Genomic DNA, 18,839 nt, shown 5'->3' with positions numbered 1-18,839 from the left:
CTCCGACGCCACGCCCCTGCCCCGCGACGGCACTCGCTGAGATGTCGACGGTGCTCGCTTCGCCGGCACCCGATGCCACGCCCGACACTTCGTCCGAAGAACTCGAGCCGGCGACGCCGAAGGGCGGCGACCTCGTCAAGCGGCATCGCCTCTCGACGCGCCTCTGGCACTGGGTGAATGCGGTGACCCTGCTCGTCATGCTGATGAGCGGGCTGATGATCTTCAACGCCCATCCCCGGCTCTACTGGGGGCAATATGGCGCCAATCCCGACAAGGCCTGGCTCGAAGTCAGCAGCACGACGACCAACGGCTACGTGACCGTCGGGCCGGTCCGGCTCGAGACGACGGGCGTCATCGGTTACTGGAAGGCACCCGACGGATCGATCCAGCGCCGGGCCTTTCCGCACTGGGCGACCATCCCGTCGAGCTACAGCCTCGCCGATGCGCGGCTGTGGCATCTCGCCTTCGCCTGGATCCTCTCCGTCGGCCTGCTCGTCTACATGATCGTGTCGCTGTGGAACCGCCATTTCCAGAAGGACCTCCGGATCCGCGCGGCGGAAGTCGCGCCGGGGCATCTGTGGGCGGACATCAAGCAGCATGCCCGGCTGCGCTTTCCGACCGGACCGGCCGCCCTCGACTACAACATCCTCCAGAAGCTGGCCTATGCCGGGGTCCTGTTCCTGCTCCTGCCGCTGGTCATCTTCACCGGCCTTACCATGAGCCCGGCGATGACCTCGGGCTGGTCCTTCCTGATCGACCTGTTCGGCGGGCGGCAGTCGGCCCGCTCGCTTCATTTCATCGCCGCCTTCCTGCTGGTGCTCTTCTTCCTCGTGCACATCGCGATGGTGGTGCTGGCCGGGCCGTATAACGAAGTCCGCTCGATGATCACCGGACGCTACCGCCTGCCCAAGGAAAGGGACGCGGCGTGAGCCAGACCCCGTTCGATCGCCGCAACCTCCTTCGCGGGCTGGCGCTGACCGCGGGCGGGCTGACGGTCGGGGCCTGCGACCGGCTCAACAGCGCGCCGCAGTTTCGCGAGCTGCTGCGGGGCGGGGAGCAGCTTCATTACCGGGCCCAGCGGCTGGTCGCGGGGCGCGACGCGCTCGCCCGGGAGTATAGCCGGCTCGACATGTCGCCGGTGTTCCGGGTCAACGGCAACAGCATGCCCGCTTCGAGCCTCTATCAGGCGCAGGCGGAAAGCCAGTTCGCCGACTGGCGGCTGGTGATCGACGGGCTGGTCGCCCGCCCGCTCCGGCTCAATCTCGCGCAGCTCGCCGCGGCGCCGCAGCGGCGGCAGATCACGCGCCACGACTGCGTCGAGGGATGGAGCGCGATCGGCGAATGGCAGGGCCCCTTGCTCGGCCCCCTCCTGCGCGCCGCCGGCATGTCGAGCCGGGCGAAGTTCATCGTCTTCCACTGCGCCGACGACAGCGGCGGGCAGCCTTATTATGAATCGATCGACCTGGTGGATGCCTTTCATCCGCAGACGATCCTCGCGACGCACATGAACGGCGGGCGGCTGAGCATCCCGCATGGCGCGCCGGTCCGGCTGCGGGTCGAACGGCAGCTCGGCTACAAGCAGGCTAAGTTCGTCATGCGGATCGAGGCGCGCGAGCGGCTCGACGATCTCTACGGCGGCAAGGGCGGCTTCTGGGAGGATCGCGCAGATTATGCCTGGTATGCGGGCATCTAGGGCGGACTAGCGCCGGACGGTGTTGCCGTCGGTCTCCATCTCATTGTCGGCCGCGGCAAGATTCTGGTCCAGTTCCCGCGCCTTGGCCTCGAGCTTTGCCTCGGTGTCCGAATAGCGCTCGTCGAAGCTGCGCCGGTCCTTGCAGGCGGCGAGCGCGGCCAGCGCGGCGAGGAGGAGCAGCCCGCGCATCAATAGGTCTTGCGATACCGCACGCTGACGTTGGTGCTGCCTGAGCCGCCGGCCTGGCTGAGGATCGAGAGCGAGCGGCTGAGCGTCACCTCGAGCTGAGTGGCGGTGAAGCCGCGCGCGTCGGTCACGACTTCGAGATAGATGTCGTCGCCGATATACTTGCCGGCGGCGAGCGCGGTGCCGCGGCCGATCGTATCGTCGGGGCCGAGGATCCGAAGCCGGTCGATGCCCGCGACCTGGCGCAGCTTGCCGAGCGGATTGAGGCCGCCGCCCGAGCCGCGCAGGCTGTTGAGCGAAGCGGCGAGCTGGACCGCCTGGATCGCCGACAACTGGCCGACCGAATTGCCGAAGAGGATGCGCGAGACGATCTCGTCCTGGGGCAGGCCGGGCGAGCTGGTGAAGCTGATCCTGGGGTCGAGCGCGGCGCCGGTGACGTTCACCGTGACGTCGACATCCTCGATCGTCTCGGTGGCGCTAAGCGCGACGGTGGCATCGCCGGTGGTCCCGCCGTTGAAGCGGATCTGCCCTTCCTGAAGCGCGAAGGAGCGGCCGGCAAAACCCAAGGTGCCGCGGACGAGGTCGACCGTTCCGGCGATGCGCGGGGCCTGGCTGCTTCCGGTCACCTTGAGGTTGGCGCGCCATTCGGATTCGAGGCCCATGCCCGAGACGAACAATTGACCGGGAGCGACGATGGCGAGGTCGAGGCGGACGTCGCCGAAGGACGCGGCGGCCGAGGGCGGCGGTGCATCGCCGGTGACCCGCGGACGGCCCCGCGGCGGCTTGAAGCGGACCCCGGTCAGCTCGGGCACCTGCGCCGCGCCCTGGCGGACGATCTGGTAGCGGGTCGCGGGCAGGCGCACGGTCCCGCTCAGCACCGGCGGCTGGTTGGCGGGCTTGAGCAGGCGGACGTTGCCGGTCGCCTCGACCCGCAGCGACTCGCTGTTGGCGAGACGGGCGTCGTTGAGGGTGAGGTCCAAGTCGGCCGGATAGCCACTGGCGGCGGCGAGGCTGACATAGCCGCTGCCCCGGACCGTGCCGCCGCCGGCGCGCGCGGTGAGCTGGTCGACCTGCAGCCGCTCGCCGGTGAAGCGACCCTGCAGCGCGAGCTCGGTCAGGCGCGTGCCGTAGGTGGCGTTGGCGTAGGTGAGGTTGCGGCCGCGGACGATGCCCTGGAGCGAAGGCTGCTCGACCCGGCCGGAGAAATCGGCGGCGACCCCGAGCGGTCCGCTGAGGCTCTGGTCGGAAAGACCGGCGAGCGAGAAAAGAGCGTCGGCGGGCCCGGTGTAGCGGATCCCGCCCCGCAGCGGCGCGCGGGCGATCTGCTCGGTCCAGCTGCCGCCGCGAACGGGGGTGATCGCCGCCTGGACGCGGCCGACGACCGTGCCGCGGGTCCGCATCACGGCGTTGAGCGTGCCCGTGCCGGGCGCGAGCCGCGCGACGAGGTTGACGTCGAGGGGGCGGCTGACCGCCGCGGCGGTGGTGCGGGTGAAGCCGCGGATGGCAAGGCTGGCATCGAGCGTCGGGAAGCCGTTCCCGACCTGCGCGAAGTCGATGCTCCCGGTCGCCCGGCCACCAATCCCGAGGCCCGGGGTGAAGAGGTTGACGAGGGTCATGTCGACCCCGTCGATCCGGCTCTGGAGGCGCAGCCCGCGACCGTAGGTGCCCGACAGGCGGGCACTGCCCTGGTCGAGCACGATCCGAGTCGGGAGGAGCTCGTAGCTTCCCTGGCGCGGGACGATCCGGGCGGGGCTGTCGGTGCGGACGTCGACGCCGTTGACCCGGCCCTTGAGCGCGGCGCGCCAGAGGTCGGGTGCTAGCTCGCTGTTGAAGGCCAGCCGGAAGGGCACGCCCGAATTGCCTTCGGCGATGCCGCGGGCGAAGCCGCGCCCGCCGCGATAGTTGATGATGGTCCGGAGCGCCGAAATGTCGGTCGAGCCGAAGCGCGCGCGGGCAAACTGCGCGTCGGCGATGATCTCGGGCTGGTCGTAGAGCGTGACCTGCGCGTCGACGATCGCGGCCCCGACCGCGATGTTGGCGGGGGCCGGGAGCAGCGCATCCTGGGCGCGGAGATTGATCAGCGCCTGCTGGTAGCGGCCCGCGGCGGCGAGCCGGACAAGGCCGGCAAGTCCCTGTCCGCGCGCGTCGAGCTGGCCCGCGAAGGGCCCGGCGGCGGTCTGGCGGACGCGGCCGCTGGCGGTGATCCCGGCGAGGGTCGCGCGGCGAATGTCGATGGTCAGCGGGCCCGCGGCGGTCGCGACCGCGACATCGGCGGTGAACGGACCATAATCGCTGCGGCCGGCGGCATTCACCTGATAGGCGTTGCCGACGCTGCGGATCTCGGCGCGGAGGCCGGCGATCCCGAGCCCGAAGCCGGGGCGCGCGGCCGTGACGATCGCACGCGGGCTGGAGACGGTCCCGGCGACTTCGACCCCGACCGGGCCATAAGGCCGCGAGACGCCGCGGGCGACCAGTGCGATCCGGCCGTCGGGCGAATAGCTTCCCCGCCCGTCGTCGACCCGGAGCTCGGGCGAGCGGAGGCGAAGGCTCGAGAAACGGATGATCCCGTCGGTACCGTAGGCGACGTTGCTCGACGCAGTGAGATTGCCGCCGAGGAATTCGCGCAGGCCGTCGTTGAACAGGCGGGTCGACTGGGCGCGGACCTTTCCGACGAGGGCGAAGCCGCCGTTGGCGAGGGTCTTCACGTCGGCGGTGGTGGCGATCGAGAAGATGCCGAGGCTGTCGATCCGGTAGTTGTTGACCCGGCCCTCGATCGCGCCGGTGTAGAGCCCCTTGGCGACGTCGGCGAGGACGATGGCCTCGGCGTCGATCCGGTCGGCGCGGAGGCGCAAATTGTCCGACACGATCCGCGGCCAGTCGACCGCCAGGTCGCCGTCGAGGCGGACGTTGCGGATGGTCCCGCCGGCGGCGACGTCGAGCCCGGTGATCGCGCGTGCGGTGGCGGCGACGGGCACGATCATCTGGCTGCGGTCGAAGCGGGCCTTGCCGCGGGCGTCGAGCGCCTGGAGGCCGATGTCGTTGAAGGCGAGCGTGGTCGCGGTCACGCGGTAGTCGACCGTCGGGCGGGCAAGATCGCCGTCGAGCGTGGCGACCGCGCGCAGGTCGCGTCCCGCAAGGTTGGGCGCAAGCACCGCGGGTTTGAGCAGGCCGAAGTCGACCTTCATGCCTTCGAAGCGATTGCGGCCAAGGTCGGCGACGCCATTGGCAACGAGCTTGAAGGCGTCGCTCGAGGCCGTGCCGGAGAGGTCGGCGCGGCGATCTTCCCAGGTCGACTGGAGCGCGATGGTGGTGATCGGGCCGAGCAAAGCGGCGGTCGGGCCTTCGAACAGGCGGGCAACCCGGGTCGGGCCGCGCACGCCGAAGGTGCCGTTGCGCGCGGTCAGCGCCAGCCGGGCGAAGGGCACGCGGTCGAGGTCGGCAAGGAGGTTGCCGTTCCACTGCCGCCAGTCGCCCCTCCCCTGCAGCTTGACCTGAAGCGGCGCGGAAAGGCCGGCGAGCTTGACGAGGAGCCCGTCGGCCGGGGCGCTGACGAAGGCGTCGAGCGCAAGCCTGTTATCGTCGGGAACGGCGTCGAGCCGGAGCGCGAGGCGGTCGCCCCCGGCCCTCCCCTCGCCACCGATCACCGCCGCGTCGAGCTTCACCTGCGCGCGCCGGTCGGCGATCTTCGCCCAGCCGTCGACGAAGCCGACCCGCCGCTCGCCGGTGACGGCCGGTTCGATCACCAGCCGGTCGATCTTCAGGCGGGACAGTTCGATGTCGAGATCGGGAAGGATCGGCCCGTCGCTCGGCGGCGAGGCGCGGAATTCGGGCAGCCGCGCAAGGGTCGCGGTGTTGGCGGTCAGCCCGCGGACGACGACCCTGTTGTTGAAATATTCGAGCGGACGCCAGTCGAGCCGGACCAGGGGCGAGGAGAAGAAGACCCCCTTGGGATCGGACAAGGTGAAGCGGCGGATGGTGAGGTCACCATAGAGCGAGCCCTCGATCCGGCCGATGCCGATCTTCATTCCGTTGGCGAATTCGAGCCGCTCGATCCGGTCGGCGACAAAGCGCCGGCCAGGATCGGTATTGATCCCGACGACGACGAGGCCGGCAAGGAGCAGGAGGACGAGCAGCAGCCCGAGGAGCCATGAAGCGATGCGCACGGGCCAGGGCTTGCGGCGGACGAGGACCCGTTCGTGGACCTCGACCGGGTCGGCGGCGGTAGCGGCGGTCATCAGAAGGCCTGGCCGATCGAGATGTAGACATTGAAGCGGCTCTCGCCCGGCCGGCGGCCAAGCGGGGTCGCAACATCGACCCGGAGCGGACCGAAGCTGGTATAGTAACGCGCGCCGATGCCGACGCCCGCGCGCAGATCCTTGAAGGTCGGGACCCGGCGGTCATAGACCTGGCCGACGTCGACAAAGCCGGCGACGCCATAATCGCCGAAGCGATAGCGGACCTCGCCCGCCGCCTCGACCAGGCTGAGCCCGCCGAGCGGATTATTGTCGGGGTCCTTCGGCCCCAATTGCTGGTAGCCGAAGCCGCGGACCGAACCGCCGCCGCCGGCATAGAAACGGCGCGAGGGCGCGAGGTCGAAGCGGTCGATCCCGAGCGTGGTCCCGATCCGGGCTCGTCCGGCGACGACCAGATTATCGCCGAAGGGATAATAGCCGCTGCCGTCGAGCTGGCTGCGCAGATAGGGCCGGAAGCCGTCGCTGAGCGCCCCTTCGGGCTGGACCAGGATCTGGGCCCGGAAGCCCTTGGTCGGATCGAGCAGGCTGTCGGTGCGGTCGAACCCGAGCTGGCCGATGAGGGCGCCGATCAGGAACTTTCGGTCGGCCCGGCCCTCGCGGGCGATGAGCGAATCCTTCTCCACCGTCCCGACGATCTCGGCGCCAAGGCCCCAGGTGATCGTCTTCCGCCAGATCGGCGTGCTGTCGTAGCTGAGCCGCGCGAACAAGCGGCCGGTCAGGGCATCGAAGGCGTCGAAGCGGCTGCGGCGCGCCTCAATTCCGGCCTGGAAGGTGCGGTCGCGGCGACCGGCGTTGGAGCGGCGGAAGATCGCGCTCGCGCCCTGCTCCTGCGTGCCCGCGACGATGCTGGTGACGAGCGCGCCTTCGGGCGGGAAGAGGTTGCGGTGGGTCCAGCTTCCCTCGACCCGAAGGCCCTGACCGGTGCCATAGCCCGCGCTTGCGGCGAGTGTCCGCGGCGGCCCGGCGTCCTGCGTCACGAGGAGCGTGATGTCCTCGGTTCCGTCGGGATTGACCTGCCCGCTGCGCTCGGGCGCGACGGCGACGGTTGAAAAGAGGCCGGTTGCGACCAAGGCCTGGCGGAGGTCGTCGACGTCGCGGCTGTCGTAGAGCTCGCCGCGCTTGAACCGGGCCAGCGTCGCGACATGGGGGACGCCGAAGGCAAGGTCGCCCTCGGTGCGGAAGCCGCCGAAGCGGCCGCGCGGACCGACCGTGACGGGAAGCGTGTAGTCGCCGAGCTTGGTATCCTGGTCGAGCAGGACGTCACGTTGGCCAACGGTGGCGAAGGGATAGCCGTTCTGGGGAAGCGCAAGCGCGACATTCGCCTCGGCACCCTGGATCCGCTGGGCGACGATGGGCTCGCCGATCTTGAGCGGAAGGTTGGTGGCGATGAGATCGGCCGGGACGGTGGGATCGGCTTCGACCTTGATCGTGGCAATCGTGTAGCGCGTGCCGGGCGAGACGGTGAGGATCGCGGTCGCGGGCTCGGCGGGCGCGGCAGCATTGCGGTCGACGCGGGTCTGGACGGTCGCGTCATACCAGCCCTCGGCCTGGAGAATGCGCTGGACGAGCTTGCTGTCCTCTTCGAGCCGGGCCGAGAGCTGCGCCTCGTTGGCGGCCTTGCCGTCTCCGTCGCGAAGCGCCGAGAGATCGTTGAACTCGCTCTTCAGCGCAGCGGCGCTGATGTCGTCGGCCGCGTCGAGGCCGTCGAGGCGGACGGTGTAGCGGAAGTCGGCCGCGGGCTGGTCGGGATCGGGCTGCGCAAGCTCGACTTCGCGGACGTCGAACTGGTCGAGCGGGGCAAGCGGTCGGGCAAGCTCGGGATCGCTGCTCGGCGCGACTTCGCCGGTCGCGCTCTCGCCGGCACGCAGCTTCGCCTCGAATTCGGCGACGCTTTCGAGCGGCTGCTGGAGGGCGGGATCGTCCGCGCCGAGCGGCGGCGCGTCCTTCTCGACTTCCTCTCGGCAGACGATCGGCTCGACCGTCGGCAGGGCGGCCCCGGCGGGCGGCGGCGCGACGATGGGCGTCTCGGGCGGACAGAGCGGGCGTTCGGGCGCCGGCGCGCGGACCTGGGCCGCGGCGGGACTTGCGAAGAGGAACAGGCCAGCGACTCCCGCAAGGAGCGAGCGATGGAGCGCGGCAATCCGGTTGCAGGTGCCCGAAGGAGAAACGCGGGTCAGAAAAGCTTGTCCTTCAGCATGCACGGGGGCGCCGGTGGCTCCGGCGGTCGATAGCGCTTGAAAACGCGCTGCGGACGCTTCGTTCCTGCGACGCGCGCTTCGCCGCCCGACTGTTGCTGAAGCGACACGACGCGATTTCCGGGCCCATTCCCCTTCCGTTCATCGATTACCGCCTTTCGACCAGTGACCGGACACTTGTGGCGTGGCTGTCGTTCCGGCACCAGCGCGAGCGCTGCACAGGATAATAAACTTGATGAAGTTCACGACGCTTCGCCCGTCGCACCACCGTCTTCATGTGTCCACTGCCCTGATGGTCGCCGGCCTGATGATCGGCGGCCTTGCGGGCTGCTCCGATTCATCGACCGCGCAGCAGCAGCGTGGTGGCGCGGGTGCGCGCGGTCCGACGCAGGTCGGCTTCGTCACGGCGGCGATCACCTCGGTGCCGGTGGTGAGCGAGCTTGGCGGGCGCGCGGTAGCGTTCGAAACGTCGGAGGTCCGGCCACAGGTCAGCGGCCTCATCCAGCGTCGGCTGTTCAGCGAGGGCAGCGTCGTCCGCCAGGGCCAGCCGCTCTACCAGGTCGATCCGAGCCTCTACCGGGCGGCGGTGAACCAGGCGAATGCCAATGTCGCGAGCGCCCGAGCGGCGGCGCAGGCAGCGCAGGCCAAGGCCAATCGCTATCGCCCGCTGGCGCAGATCGAGGCGGTCAGCCAGCAGGAATATACCGACGCGGCGGCGCAGGCGCGGCAGGCGACGGCCGCGGTGGCGCAGAATAATGCGGCGCTCGACACGGCCCGGATCAACCTTCGCTTCACCACCATCCGTGCGCCGATCAGCGGGCGGATCGGACGCTCGCTCTTCACCCAGGGCGCGCTTGTCAACCAGAACCAGACCGAGCCGCTGGCGGTGATCCAGCGCACCGATCCCATCTATGTCGACATCCAGCAGTCGGCCGCGGACCTCACCGCGCTGCGCCGGGCGCTGGCGAGCGGCGGGGTCACCCCGGGAAGCACGCAGGTTCGCCTCAAGCTCGACGACGGCAGCGATTACGGCTTCACCGGCACCGTCCAGTTTTCCGAAGTGGTCGTGAACGAGAGCACGGGGACGGTGACGCTCCGGGCGCGCTTCCCCAACCCACAGGGGACCCTGCTTCCGGGTTCGTTCGTGAAGGCGGTGTTCGCGCAGGCGGTGACGCCCAACGCGATCCTCCTCCCGCAGAGCGCGGTGCAGCGCGATATCGGGGGCGACGCGTTCGTGTTCGTCGTCGGCGCCAACAACAAGGCGGAGCGGCGCAAGGTCATGGCCGACCGGACCTACGGGTCCGACTGGGTCATCACCGGCGGGATCAAGGCGGGTGACAAGGTCATCACGCAAGGGCTCGCCAACCTCAAGGACGGGGCACCGATCAAGCCCGTTCCGGCAAGCGCGCCGCAGAAGATCGCGCCGCGCCCGGCGGGCGAGGGCGGCGGCGGCGGGCCGGCTGCGTCCGGACGGGGGCGCTAAGCCACAGTGTCGCAGCTCTTCATCAACCGCCCGATCTTCGCCTGGGTGCTGGCGATCATCGTGATGCTCGCCGGGATCGGCGCCATCACGCAATTGCCGGTCGAGCAATATCCCGACGTCGCCCCGCCGCAGGTCAATATCCGCGCCACCTATCCCGGCGCCTCGGCGGAGACGGTCGAGAACAGCGTCACGCAGATCCTCGAGCAGCAGCTGACCGGGATCGACGGGCTGCTCTATTTCTCCTCGACCTCCTCGTCGCGCGGGTCGGTCAGCATCTCGGCGGTGTTCGCCAAGGGGACCGATCCCGACACCGCGCAAGTGCAGGTCCAGAACCAGGTCCAGCAGGCGGTCTCGCGCCTTCCGCAGCAGGTCCAGCAGCAGGGCGTCCGGGTGACCAAGTCGAACCCCGACTTCCTGCTGATCGTCGCCGTCTACGACCAGACCGACCAGCGATCGAACATCGACGTGTCGGACTATCTGACCTCGAACATCCAGGACTCGCTGTCGCGGGTCGAGGGTGTCGGCGACGTCAACGTGTTCGGTTCGTCGCGGGCGATGCGGATCTGGCTCAACCCGCAGCGGCTGGCCGCGGTCGGATTGATGCCGGGCGACGTGGTCACCGCCATCCAGAACCAGAATACTGAGGTTGCCGCGGGCGAGGTCGGGAGCCTCCCCGCCCCCGCCGACCAGCTGCTCAACGCCACGGTCACCGCCCAGTCGCGGCTTCGCACCCCCGAGCAGTTCGAGAATATCGTCCTCAAGACTGAGCCGAGCGGCGCGACCGTGCGGGTCGCCGACGTCGCGCGGGTCGAACTCGGCGCCGAAAGCTACAATGCGATCAGCCGGGTCAACGGCCATCCGGGCGCGGGCATGGCGATCAGCCTCGCTCCGGGCGCCGACGCGCTCAAGACCGCCGAACTCATCAAGGAACGGGTCGGCGAGCTCCAGGAGAGTTTCCCCGAAGGCCTCAAGGTCGCCTACGCCAACGACACCACGGCCTTCATCAAGCTGTCGGTCGACGAGGTGGTGAAGACCCTGCTCGAGGCGGTCGTGCTGGTCGTCATCGTGATGTTCGTCTTCCTGCAGAGCTGGCGGGCGACCCTCGTTCCGGCGATTGCCGTCCCGGTCGTCCTGCTCGGCACCTTCGCGGTCTTCTACCTGCTCGGCTTCTCGATCAACACGCTGACCCTGTTCGGCCTGGTGCTGGCGATCGGTCTCCTCGTCGATGACGCGATCGTGGTGGTCGAGAATGTCGAGCGGCTGATGGAGGAAAATCCGGGCATGAGCCCGCGCGAGGCGACCGAGATCTCGATGAAGGAGATCCAAGTCGCGCTGGTGGCGATCGCCGTGGTCCTGTCGGCGGTGTTCCTGCCGATGGCCTTCTTCGGCGGCTCGACCGGCGTCATCTACCAGCAATTCTCGATCACCATCATCAGCTGCATGGTGCTGTCGGTGCTGGTCGCGCTGATCCTCAGCCCGGCGATCACCGCGACCTTGCTGAAGGCGCGCAAGCCGCACGACCAGGAGCTTGCCGAGCGCGAGGACCGCAACGCCTTCCAGCGTTTTGCCCACCGCTTCCAGGACGGGTTCAACCGGACCTTCGACCGCGGGGTAGCGCGCTATACGGGCGCGGTGACCAGCGTCATCGACCGCAAGAAGCTGTTCCTGCTGATCTACGGCGCGATCTGCCTGATCCTCATTCTCCTCTTCGGCCGCCTGCCCACCAGCTTCCTGCCGACCGAGGACCAGGGAGCGGCGAGCATCCAGTTCCGCCTGCCCGCCGGCGCGACGCAGCAGCGGACGCTCGAGGTGCAGCGCCAGATCGAGCAATATCTCCAGCGCTACGAAGCCAAGAATTTGGCCACGGTCTTCACCGTCGCGGGCGGGGGTGGCGGCGGCGGCGCGACCGGCCAGAATACGGGTCAGGGCTTCATCAACCTCGCGCCGTGGGACGAGCGCAAGGGCAAGGAAAACAGCGCCGACGCGATCGTCGAGCGGGCGTCGGGCGCCTTCCGCGGATTCCGCGACGCGCAGGTCTTCGCGCTGGTACCGGGCGCGATCCGCGGGCTCGGCCAGACCAGCGGCTTCAACATGCAGCTTCAGAACCGCGGCGGGCTTAGCCGCGAGCAGTTCCAGGCCGCGCGCGACCGCCTGATCGCCGAGGCAAGCCAGGATCCGCTGCTCGCCTCGGTTCGCCAGAGCGACCTCCCCGATGTCGCCAACCTCAAGGTCGACGTCGATCCGCAGCGACTGACCGCCTACGGCCTCAACTCCGCCGACGTGAACAACACGCTCGCGACCGCCTGGGGCGGGCGCTACGTCAACGACTTCATCGACAATGGCCGGGTGAAGCGTGTCTACGTCCAGGGCGACGCGCCCTATCGCGCCGACCCGTCGGACCTCGGCCAATGGTATGTGCGCTCGTCGGACGGGCAGATGACGCCCTTCTCCTCCTTCGCGCAGACCGGCTGGAGCACCGGGCCGAGCAGCCTGTCGCGCTTCCAGGGCGTGCCTTCGTTCGAACTCCAGGGCACGCCGGCGCCGGGCGTCAGCTCGGGCGAGGCGATGATGCGGATGGAGGAACTGGCCTCGCAGATCCCTGGGACGAGCGTCGCCTGGTCGGGCGCGTCCTTCCAGGAACGGCTGTCGTCGGGCCAGGCGCCCTTGCTTTACGGCCTGTCGCTGCTGGTCGTCTTCCTCTGCCTTGCGGCGCTCTACGAAAGCTGGTCGATCCCCGTCGCGGTGCTGCTGGTCATCCCGCTGGGGCTGGTCGGCGCGGTCTTCGCCGTGACTCTGCGTGGGCTCGAGAATGACGTCTATCTGCAGATCGGCCTGCTGACGACTATGGGGCTGGCGGCCAAGAATGCGATCCTGATGATCGAGTTCGCCGAACAGGCCGAGCGCGCCGGCAAGCCGGTGATGGAAGCCGCGCTCGAGGCGGCGCGGATCCGGCTGCGGCCGATCCTGATGACCAGCTTCGCCTTCATCTTCGGCGTGCTTCCGCTGGCGCTGTCGACCGGTGCCGGCGCCAACAGCCGGATCGCGATCGGAACTGCGGTGATCGGCGGGATGCTGACCGCGACCCTCCTCGCGCTCTTCTATATCCCGCTCTTCTTCGTGCTGGTCCGGCGCGGGGCCAAGGAAGGGCTGACCTATATCCGGACCCGACTGACGCGGCGCCGGCCTGCCCCCGCCAGCGACGAGGCGACCGCATGAAGAAGCTGACCCTTGGCGCCGCCGGCGCCGCGATCCTGCTGGCGGGCTGCCGCTCGATGGATCCGGCCTACCAGACGCCCGCCGCGCCGGTGCCGTCGGTCTGGCCGGTAGGCGATCCCTATCGGGCAGAGGCCCCTGCCCTGCCGGCCTTCGGTCACCGCGACGTTTTCCGCGACGTGCGGTTGCAGACGCTGATCGCGCAGGCGCTCCAGAACAACCGCGACCTTCGCGTCGCCGCCGCCAACATCGCCGCGGCGCGGGCGCAGGTACGGATCACGCGCGGGGCGCAGCTGCCGCAGCTCGATGCCGCCGCCGGGGTCGAGGTCACACCGCGCCGCAACGCCGACGGCGACATCAACGGGGTGTGGATCGGCGGATCGGCGAGCCTCCTTCCCTCGTTCGAGCTCGACCTGTTCGGGCGGCTCGCCTCGCTGACCCGCGCCGACCAGGCCCGGCTGCTTGCGACCGGCGCGGCCGAGCGCGGGGTGCGGGTCGCGCTGATTGGCGACATCGCCGACGCGTGGCTAAGCTATGCCTTCGACAGCAGCCTTCTCGCCATTGCCGAGGACACGGTCCGCTCGGCCGAGCGCAGCCGGGCGCTGACCGAGGCGCGGCTGAAGGGCGGGATCGCGCCGCGCACCGACCTCCTCCAGGCGCAGCAGATTCTGGAGACCGCGCGGGCCGACCTCGCCCAGCAGCGAGCGCTCCGGGCGCAGGACCTCAACCTGCTGCAATTGCTGGTCGGGGCGCCGGTCGCGCCGTCGCTGCTGCCGACGTCGCTGGATTCGGTTGCGGGCAGCGTCGCCAGCCTGCCGGCCGGCCTCGACAGCCGAATCCTCCTTCGCCGGCCCGACATCATCGAGGCCGAATATCAGCTGCGGGCGGCCAATGCCGAGATCGGCGCGGCACGCGCGGCGCTGTTCCCGTCCATCTCGCTGACCGGGCTGCTTGGGCTTGCGAGCGACACGCTGACCGGCCTGTTCAGCGGGGGCGCCTTCGCTTTCTCCGCCGCGGCCGACGCGCGCCAGTCGATCTTCTCGGGCGGGACGCGGCGGGCGACGGTGCGATTGCGCGAGGCCGAGCGCGACGCCGCGGTGGCGCGCTACGAGCAGGCGATCCAGACCGCTTTCCGCGAAGTCGCCGATGCGCTCGCGGACAAGGGCACGATCGGGGACCGGGTGGCGGCGAACCAGCGCAATGTCGCCGCGGCCCGGCAGACGGTGACGCTCGTTCAGGCCCGCTACCGCGAAGGGATCGATCCCTTCCTCACCACCCTTGATGCGCAGCGTTCGGCCTATGCCGCCGAGCGCAACCTCGCCGCGGCCCGGCTCGCCCAGGCCCGCAACGGCGTCGCGCTCTATCGCGCGCTCGGGGGCGACGGGATCTAGACCCGCTTATTGCGGGGTGAGACCGGTCCAGCCGCCGCCCATCGCCTGGTAGAGCGAGACGGTCGCGGTCAATTCGTCGGTGCGCGCCTGCGCGAGGCTCAGCTCGGCCCCGAAGAGAGCGCGCTGGGCGTCGAGCTGCTCGAGATAGGAGGTGTAGCCCGCCTCGTAGCGGTTGGTGGCGTGGCGAAGCGCGTCGGCGAGCGCGGCGCGCTGGAGCGCGAGCTCGCGGCGCTGTTCACCGAAGCGACGCAGCGCGGCGAGGCTGTCGTCGACCTCGCGGAAGGCGGTGAGCGTGGTCTTGCGATAGGCGAACAGGGCCTGGTCGCGGCGCGCGGCATTGGCGTTGAGCTGACCGGTCAGGCGCCCGCCCTGGAACAAGGGCGCAAGGACGCTGGCGCCGAGCGACCAGATGGTGACCGGATTGCCGAGCGCGCTCGAGAGGACCAGCCCGGCGCTTCCGGCGAGGTTCAGGCGCGGAAGGAATTGCGCGCGGCTGGCGGCGAGGGTCGCGTCGCTCGCGGCGACGGTCAGCTCGGCCTGCGCGATGTCGGGCCGGCGCCGGAGGAGGTCCGAGGGAAGGACGGCAGGAACCGGCAGCGGCGCAAGCTCGGCGAGGCTGCGCCCGCGGATGACGTCGCGAGGCGTCGTCCCGAGGAGCAGCGCCAAGCCATTCTCCTGCCGCGCGATGGCGAGCTGGAGCTGGGGCACGAGCTGGGTGGTCGAACGATATTCGGCCTCGGCCTGGCGAAGCTCGAGGTCGCTGGTGTAACCGACGCGGGCCCGGTTGCGGGCGATGCGGAGTGCTTCGGTCCGGCTGCTGACGGTCTGCTGGGCGATGGCGAGCCGGGCGTCGAGGCCGCGAAGGGTGATGTAGCCACTGGCGGTCGCGGCAGCGACGCTGAGCGCGGCGGCATCGCGCGCGGCCTGGCTGGCGAGATAGGCCGAGCGCGCCGCCGAGACGGTCTCGCGGACCCGCCCGAACAGGTCGACTTCATAGGCAGCCTGGATGATCGGCTGAGCCGAGGTGTTGGTGGTCGCGGTTCCGAACGGGCTGACGGTGCGGGCTTCCTGCACCCCCACCCCGGCATCGAGCGTCGGGAAGAGCGCGGCCCTTGCGATCTGTTCCTGCGCGCGGGCCTCGCGAACCCGGGCGGCGGCGATGGCGATGTCGCTGTTGTTGGCGAGCGCGGTCTCGACGAGGTTGGTGAGGATCGGATCGCCAAAGCCGTTCCACCACGCGCGGTCGAGCGGCGCGGTCGCGGCGAGCGGGGTCCGCCAGCCTTCATTCGGCACGACCCCCACCCCTTCGGGAAGCGGCGGGGTGGCGGGAACGCAGGCGGCAAGAAGGCCGCCCAGCGCCGCGACCGCGGCGACGCGCTTCACTTGACCCCCTTGGTGTCGATCCGCGCCTCGACCGACATGCCGGGGCGAAGTCGCTCGGCGAGCCGCTGGCCGGGATCGATCGCGATCCGGACCGCGATCCGCTGCGCGACCTTGACGAAGTTGCCCGTGGCATTGTCGGGGCGGATAACGCTGAATTCGCTTCCCGCCGCGGGCGCAAGCTGCTGGACGGTACCGGTCAGCTCCTCGCCGCCGAGCGCATCGACCCGGATCCGTGCCTTCTGCCCCGGGACGATCCGCGCGGTCTGCGCCTCCTTGAAGTTGGCGACCACCCAGACGGTCTTCGGCACCAGGAACATCATCTGGCTGCCGGCGGTGACATATTGGCCGAGGCGGACTCCGAGCTCGCTCACCTGCCCGTCCTGCGGCGCGCGGATGATCGTATTGGCAAGGTCGATCTGGGCGAGGCGGAGCTGGGCCTGGGCATTGGCGACGCCGGCCTCGAGCCCGCCGCGACCGACGGTGACTGTGCGAACCTGCTCCTGCGCGACCGAGCGCTGGGCCTCGGCCTGAAGCACCGCGGCCTGCGCCTGGCGGAGCGCGGCAAGGGTCTGGTCGCGTTCGCGCAGCGAAAGCGAGCGTTCGGCGACGAGCTCGTTCACGCGGCGCATATCGGCCTGGGCACGGGCGAGCTGAGCGCGGGCGCTGGCGACGGCGGCCGACTGGCCGGCGACCTGCGCTTCGCTCGAGCGACGGCTCTGCTGCGAATTGGCGAGGTTGGCCTGCTGGGTCTGGATCGCGGCCTGGGCCTGCTCGACCCGCTGGCGATAGATGCGGTCGTCGATCCGGGCTAGCGGCTGACCGGCCTTCACCTGCTGGAAGTCCTGGACCAGCACCTGCGTGACATAGCCGTTGACCTGCGGCGCGATCACCGTGGTCTGCCCGCGGACATAGGCATTGTCGGTGGTCTGCACGGTCGAGGCGAAGGGCGGCAGGCTCCACGCATAGAGGACCAGCAGCGCTCCCGCGATGAGGATGGCGACAAACAGGAGCGTGCCCTTGAGGCCCGAGCGCGGCGGCGCCCAGCCACGGGAACGGGCCTCGGCCGGCGGCGTGTTGGCCTCGATCGGGTCCTCGAGGCGCTCGTGCGGCTCCGCCGTTGGCGCGGGGCCAGGCTGGCGCGGATCGTTGGTCCCGATCGGATCGGCGACGGGCGTGGAGACTTTTTTGGTGGTGTTGTCGGCCATCAGCGGTTCGCAAGCATCTTCTGAAGGGCAGCCAGGTCGGCCGCGAGGGGGTTTACGCCACGAATACGCAGGTACAGCCAGCGCCCGCCGAGCCACAGGAAGGCGAGCGCGGAGAGCCAGGTGATGAGGAGGAAGACGTCGTTGAACGCGAGCACGGCAGCCTCGCGGCTGACCTGCCCGGTGAGCGTCGCGGCGCCCTGCGCCTGGCGAAGGATGGGATCGCCCACCACCCGGCCGTAGGCCCCGCCGAGCTGCTGCAGGCGCTGGGTGACCAGCGGATCGATGGCGGTGATCGACTGGGCGAGTTCGTGGCTGTGATATTTCTGCCGGACGATCTGGAAGGTGCCGAGCAGGGCCGTGCCGCCGAGGCCGCCGATGGTCTGCGACACGCCGAAGACGGCGGAGAAGCTGACCATGTGGCTCGGCCCCTTGGCGAGCGCGCGAAGCACCCCGGCCATCATCGTCGGTCCGATGAACAGGATAGTCGCGAAGGCGATCATCGCCTGGCTGAGGAGGAGATTGCCCGGGCGGGTGAGGTTGGAGGCGTCCGAATCCATCCAAGCCGCCACCCCGATCAGTGCGATCGCGACGACGATGGGACGGAGGAGATCGGTCGGCTTCATGGTCGCAAGGCTGACGATTAGCCCGGCGAGGCTGGCGAGGGTCACGACGAGGTAGAAATTGACCAGCTGGTCCTGCCCCATGCCGAGCAGGGTGAGAAGGCCGATCGAGCCATAGCCCTGCTCGCTCAGGAGCACACGCATCACCGCGGCGATGGCGGCGAAGCGGATGATCGCGCGGCTGGCGATCCAGCGCGTGTTGAGCATCGGATTGGCGCGATTGTGCTCGATCAGCATCGCCGCGCCGATCAGCACCACCGAGGCGGCGAGCGCGTAGCCGATCCAGGCGGTCGACCACCAGACGATGCGGCCCTGGACGAGGACGGCGGTGAGGAGCGCGATCCCGGGGGCGAACAGCGCAAAGGAGAGGACGTCGAGCTTTTCGAACACGGGCGTGCGCTCGCTCGGCGGCAGGCGAAGCAAGGCGACGCTCCCGAAGCAGAGCAAGGCAAGGCCGAACTCGAACCAGTAGAGGTTCTGGATGTCGCCGTTGACGAGCAGGAGCGGCGACAGAAAGCGGGCGAGCGGGAGCGCGATCTGACCGAGGCCAATGCCCATGATCATGCCGCCGAGCCGCGCCGCGGGCGGCATCGCCTGCATGATGTAGAAGAAGCCCAGCGGACTGAAGCCGGCGGCGATGACCCCGGCCGCGGCGCGCACGGCGATTTCGGTCCAGAAGCCATGCACCAGTAACTGCATGCCGGTCAGCAGGACGAAGCCGACGAGGAAGACGCGGGTGATCCGCTGCAGCCCGAATTCCTGCCGGAACTTGATCAGGAGGAAGCTCGTGCAAACGTTGGTCATCGAATAAGCGGCCGCGATCCAGCCGCCCTCGACCGGGCTCAGGCCGAGATCGCCCTGGATCTGCGGCAGGTTGGCGATGAGGATTCCGTTGGCGAGGCCGGCACTGATCGAGATCAGCACGCCGATGAGGAAATAGCCGATCCGCCGCGGCATCGGATGCTCGGGCGTCGCCGGCGACCCGGGCATGAAGGGACGCTCGTGAGGCTTGAACTCATAGGGGTCGGCCACCGCCGCAGAGGAATCGTTTCGCTTCGCCAAGGATCGCCCTTTTCCCCTGCGCAATGCGCGGGGCGAGCGATTGGTTGCGCTGCAACATTCGCGTCGTTGCGGAAGGAAGGCGGGCGTTGCGCCAAGACTTCGCTTCGCGCGCCGCTTGGCCTAAGCGGGCGGCAAAAGAATCGGCGGTGCCAGCA

Annotated in this window: 11 protein-coding genes; 5 read left to right on the top strand and 6 right to left on the bottom strand. The window is 69.6% G+C overall.

Going from position 1 to position 18,839, the window contains the following annotated elements; genetic code table 11:
- The first annotated feature begins 41 nt into the window (after nt 1-41).
- Both AC4GYU_RS08240 and AC4GYU_RS08235 read left to right on the top strand, forming a co-directional pair.
- On the top strand, nt 42-929 hold the full coding sequence (locus tag AC4GYU_RS08240; RefSeq protein WP_491086402.1) for a cytochrome b/b6 domain-containing protein: 888 nt from the start codon (nt 42-44) through the stop codon (nt 927-929).
- Complete coding sequence (locus AC4GYU_RS08235) at nt 926-1,693, top strand: molybdopterin-dependent oxidoreductase (RefSeq protein WP_491086401.1); 768 nt, start codon at nt 926-928, stop codon at nt 1,691-1,693. Before AC4GYU_RS08240 ends, AC4GYU_RS08235 begins: the two co-directional genes overlap by 4 nt.
- Nucleotides 1,694-1,699: 6 nt before the next feature.
- Here AC4GYU_RS08235 and AC4GYU_RS08230 read toward each other — a convergent pair whose 3' ends face one another.
- The 3 genes from AC4GYU_RS08230 to AC4GYU_RS08220 are packed head-to-tail and all read right to left on the bottom strand — an operon-like array spanning nt 1,700 to nt 8,333.
- Nucleotides 1,700-1,882: a hypothetical protein gene (locus AC4GYU_RS08230; RefSeq protein WP_491086400.1), complete on the bottom strand. Its 183-nt coding sequence runs from the start codon at nt 1,880-1,882 to the stop codon at nt 1,700-1,702.
- Nucleotides 1,882-6,114 (bottom strand): translocation/assembly module TamB domain-containing protein, encoded by a 4,233-nt coding sequence (locus AC4GYU_RS08225; RefSeq protein WP_491086399.1) that lies wholly within the window; start codon nt 6,112-6,114, stop codon nt 1,882-1,884. Before AC4GYU_RS08225 ends, AC4GYU_RS08230 begins: the two co-directional genes overlap by 1 nt.
- Nucleotides 6,114-8,333 (bottom strand): autotransporter assembly complex protein TamA, encoded by a 2,220-nt coding sequence (locus AC4GYU_RS08220; protein WP_491086398.1) that lies wholly within the window; start codon nt 8,331-8,333, stop codon nt 6,114-6,116. The genes AC4GYU_RS08225 and AC4GYU_RS08220 overlap by 1 nt, the downstream gene beginning before the upstream one ends.
- Before the next feature lie 286 nt (nt 8,334-8,619).
- On the opposite strand from AC4GYU_RS08220, the gene AC4GYU_RS08215 reads away from it, so the two are divergent.
- From AC4GYU_RS08215 to AC4GYU_RS08205, 3 genes are read left to right on the top strand one after another with little or no spacing between them, the layout of a single operon-like run.
- Complete coding sequence (locus AC4GYU_RS08215; protein ID WP_491086904.1) at nt 8,620-9,810, top strand: efflux RND transporter periplasmic adaptor subunit; 1,191 nt, start codon at nt 8,620-8,622, stop codon at nt 9,808-9,810.
- Between the two features lie 6 nt (nt 9,811-9,816).
- Complete coding sequence (locus tag AC4GYU_RS08210) at nt 9,817-13,026, top strand: efflux RND transporter permease subunit (RefSeq protein WP_491086397.1); 3,210 nt, start codon at nt 9,817-9,819, stop codon at nt 13,024-13,026.
- Nucleotides 13,023-14,414 carry an efflux transporter outer membrane subunit gene (locus AC4GYU_RS08205; RefSeq protein ID WP_491086396.1) on the top strand — a complete coding sequence of 464 codons (1,392 nt, stop codon included), beginning with the start codon at nt 13,023-13,025 and terminating at the stop codon, nt 14,412-14,414. The genes AC4GYU_RS08210 and AC4GYU_RS08205 overlap by 4 nt, the downstream gene beginning before the upstream one ends.
- A 6-nt stretch (nt 14,415-14,420) precedes the next feature.
- Here AC4GYU_RS08205 and AC4GYU_RS08200 read toward each other — a convergent pair whose 3' ends face one another.
- The 3 genes from AC4GYU_RS08200 to AC4GYU_RS08190 are packed head-to-tail and all read right to left on the bottom strand — an operon-like array spanning nt 14,421 to nt 18,684.
- On the bottom strand, nt 14,421-15,797 hold the full coding sequence (locus AC4GYU_RS08200; protein WP_491086395.1) for an efflux transporter outer membrane subunit: 1,377 nt from the start codon (nt 15,795-15,797) through the stop codon (nt 14,421-14,423).
- Complete coding sequence (locus tag AC4GYU_RS08195) at nt 15,794-17,002, bottom strand: HlyD family secretion protein (protein ID WP_491086394.1); 1,209 nt, start codon at nt 17,000-17,002, stop codon at nt 15,794-15,796. Before AC4GYU_RS08195 ends, AC4GYU_RS08200 begins: the two co-directional genes overlap by 4 nt.
- Nucleotides 17,002-18,684, bottom strand: coding sequence for an MFS transporter (locus tag AC4GYU_RS08190; RefSeq protein ID WP_491086393.1), 1,683 nt, complete (start codon nt 18,682-18,684; stop codon nt 17,002-17,004). The genes AC4GYU_RS08195 and AC4GYU_RS08190 overlap by 1 nt, the downstream gene beginning before the upstream one ends.
- Between the last annotated feature and the right edge of the window lie 155 nt (nt 18,685-18,839).

The sequence above is a fragment of the Sphingomonas sp. SP2 genome (genome assembly GCF_058313385.1).
This window is presented reverse-complemented; position numbering and strand designations above follow the sequence as displayed.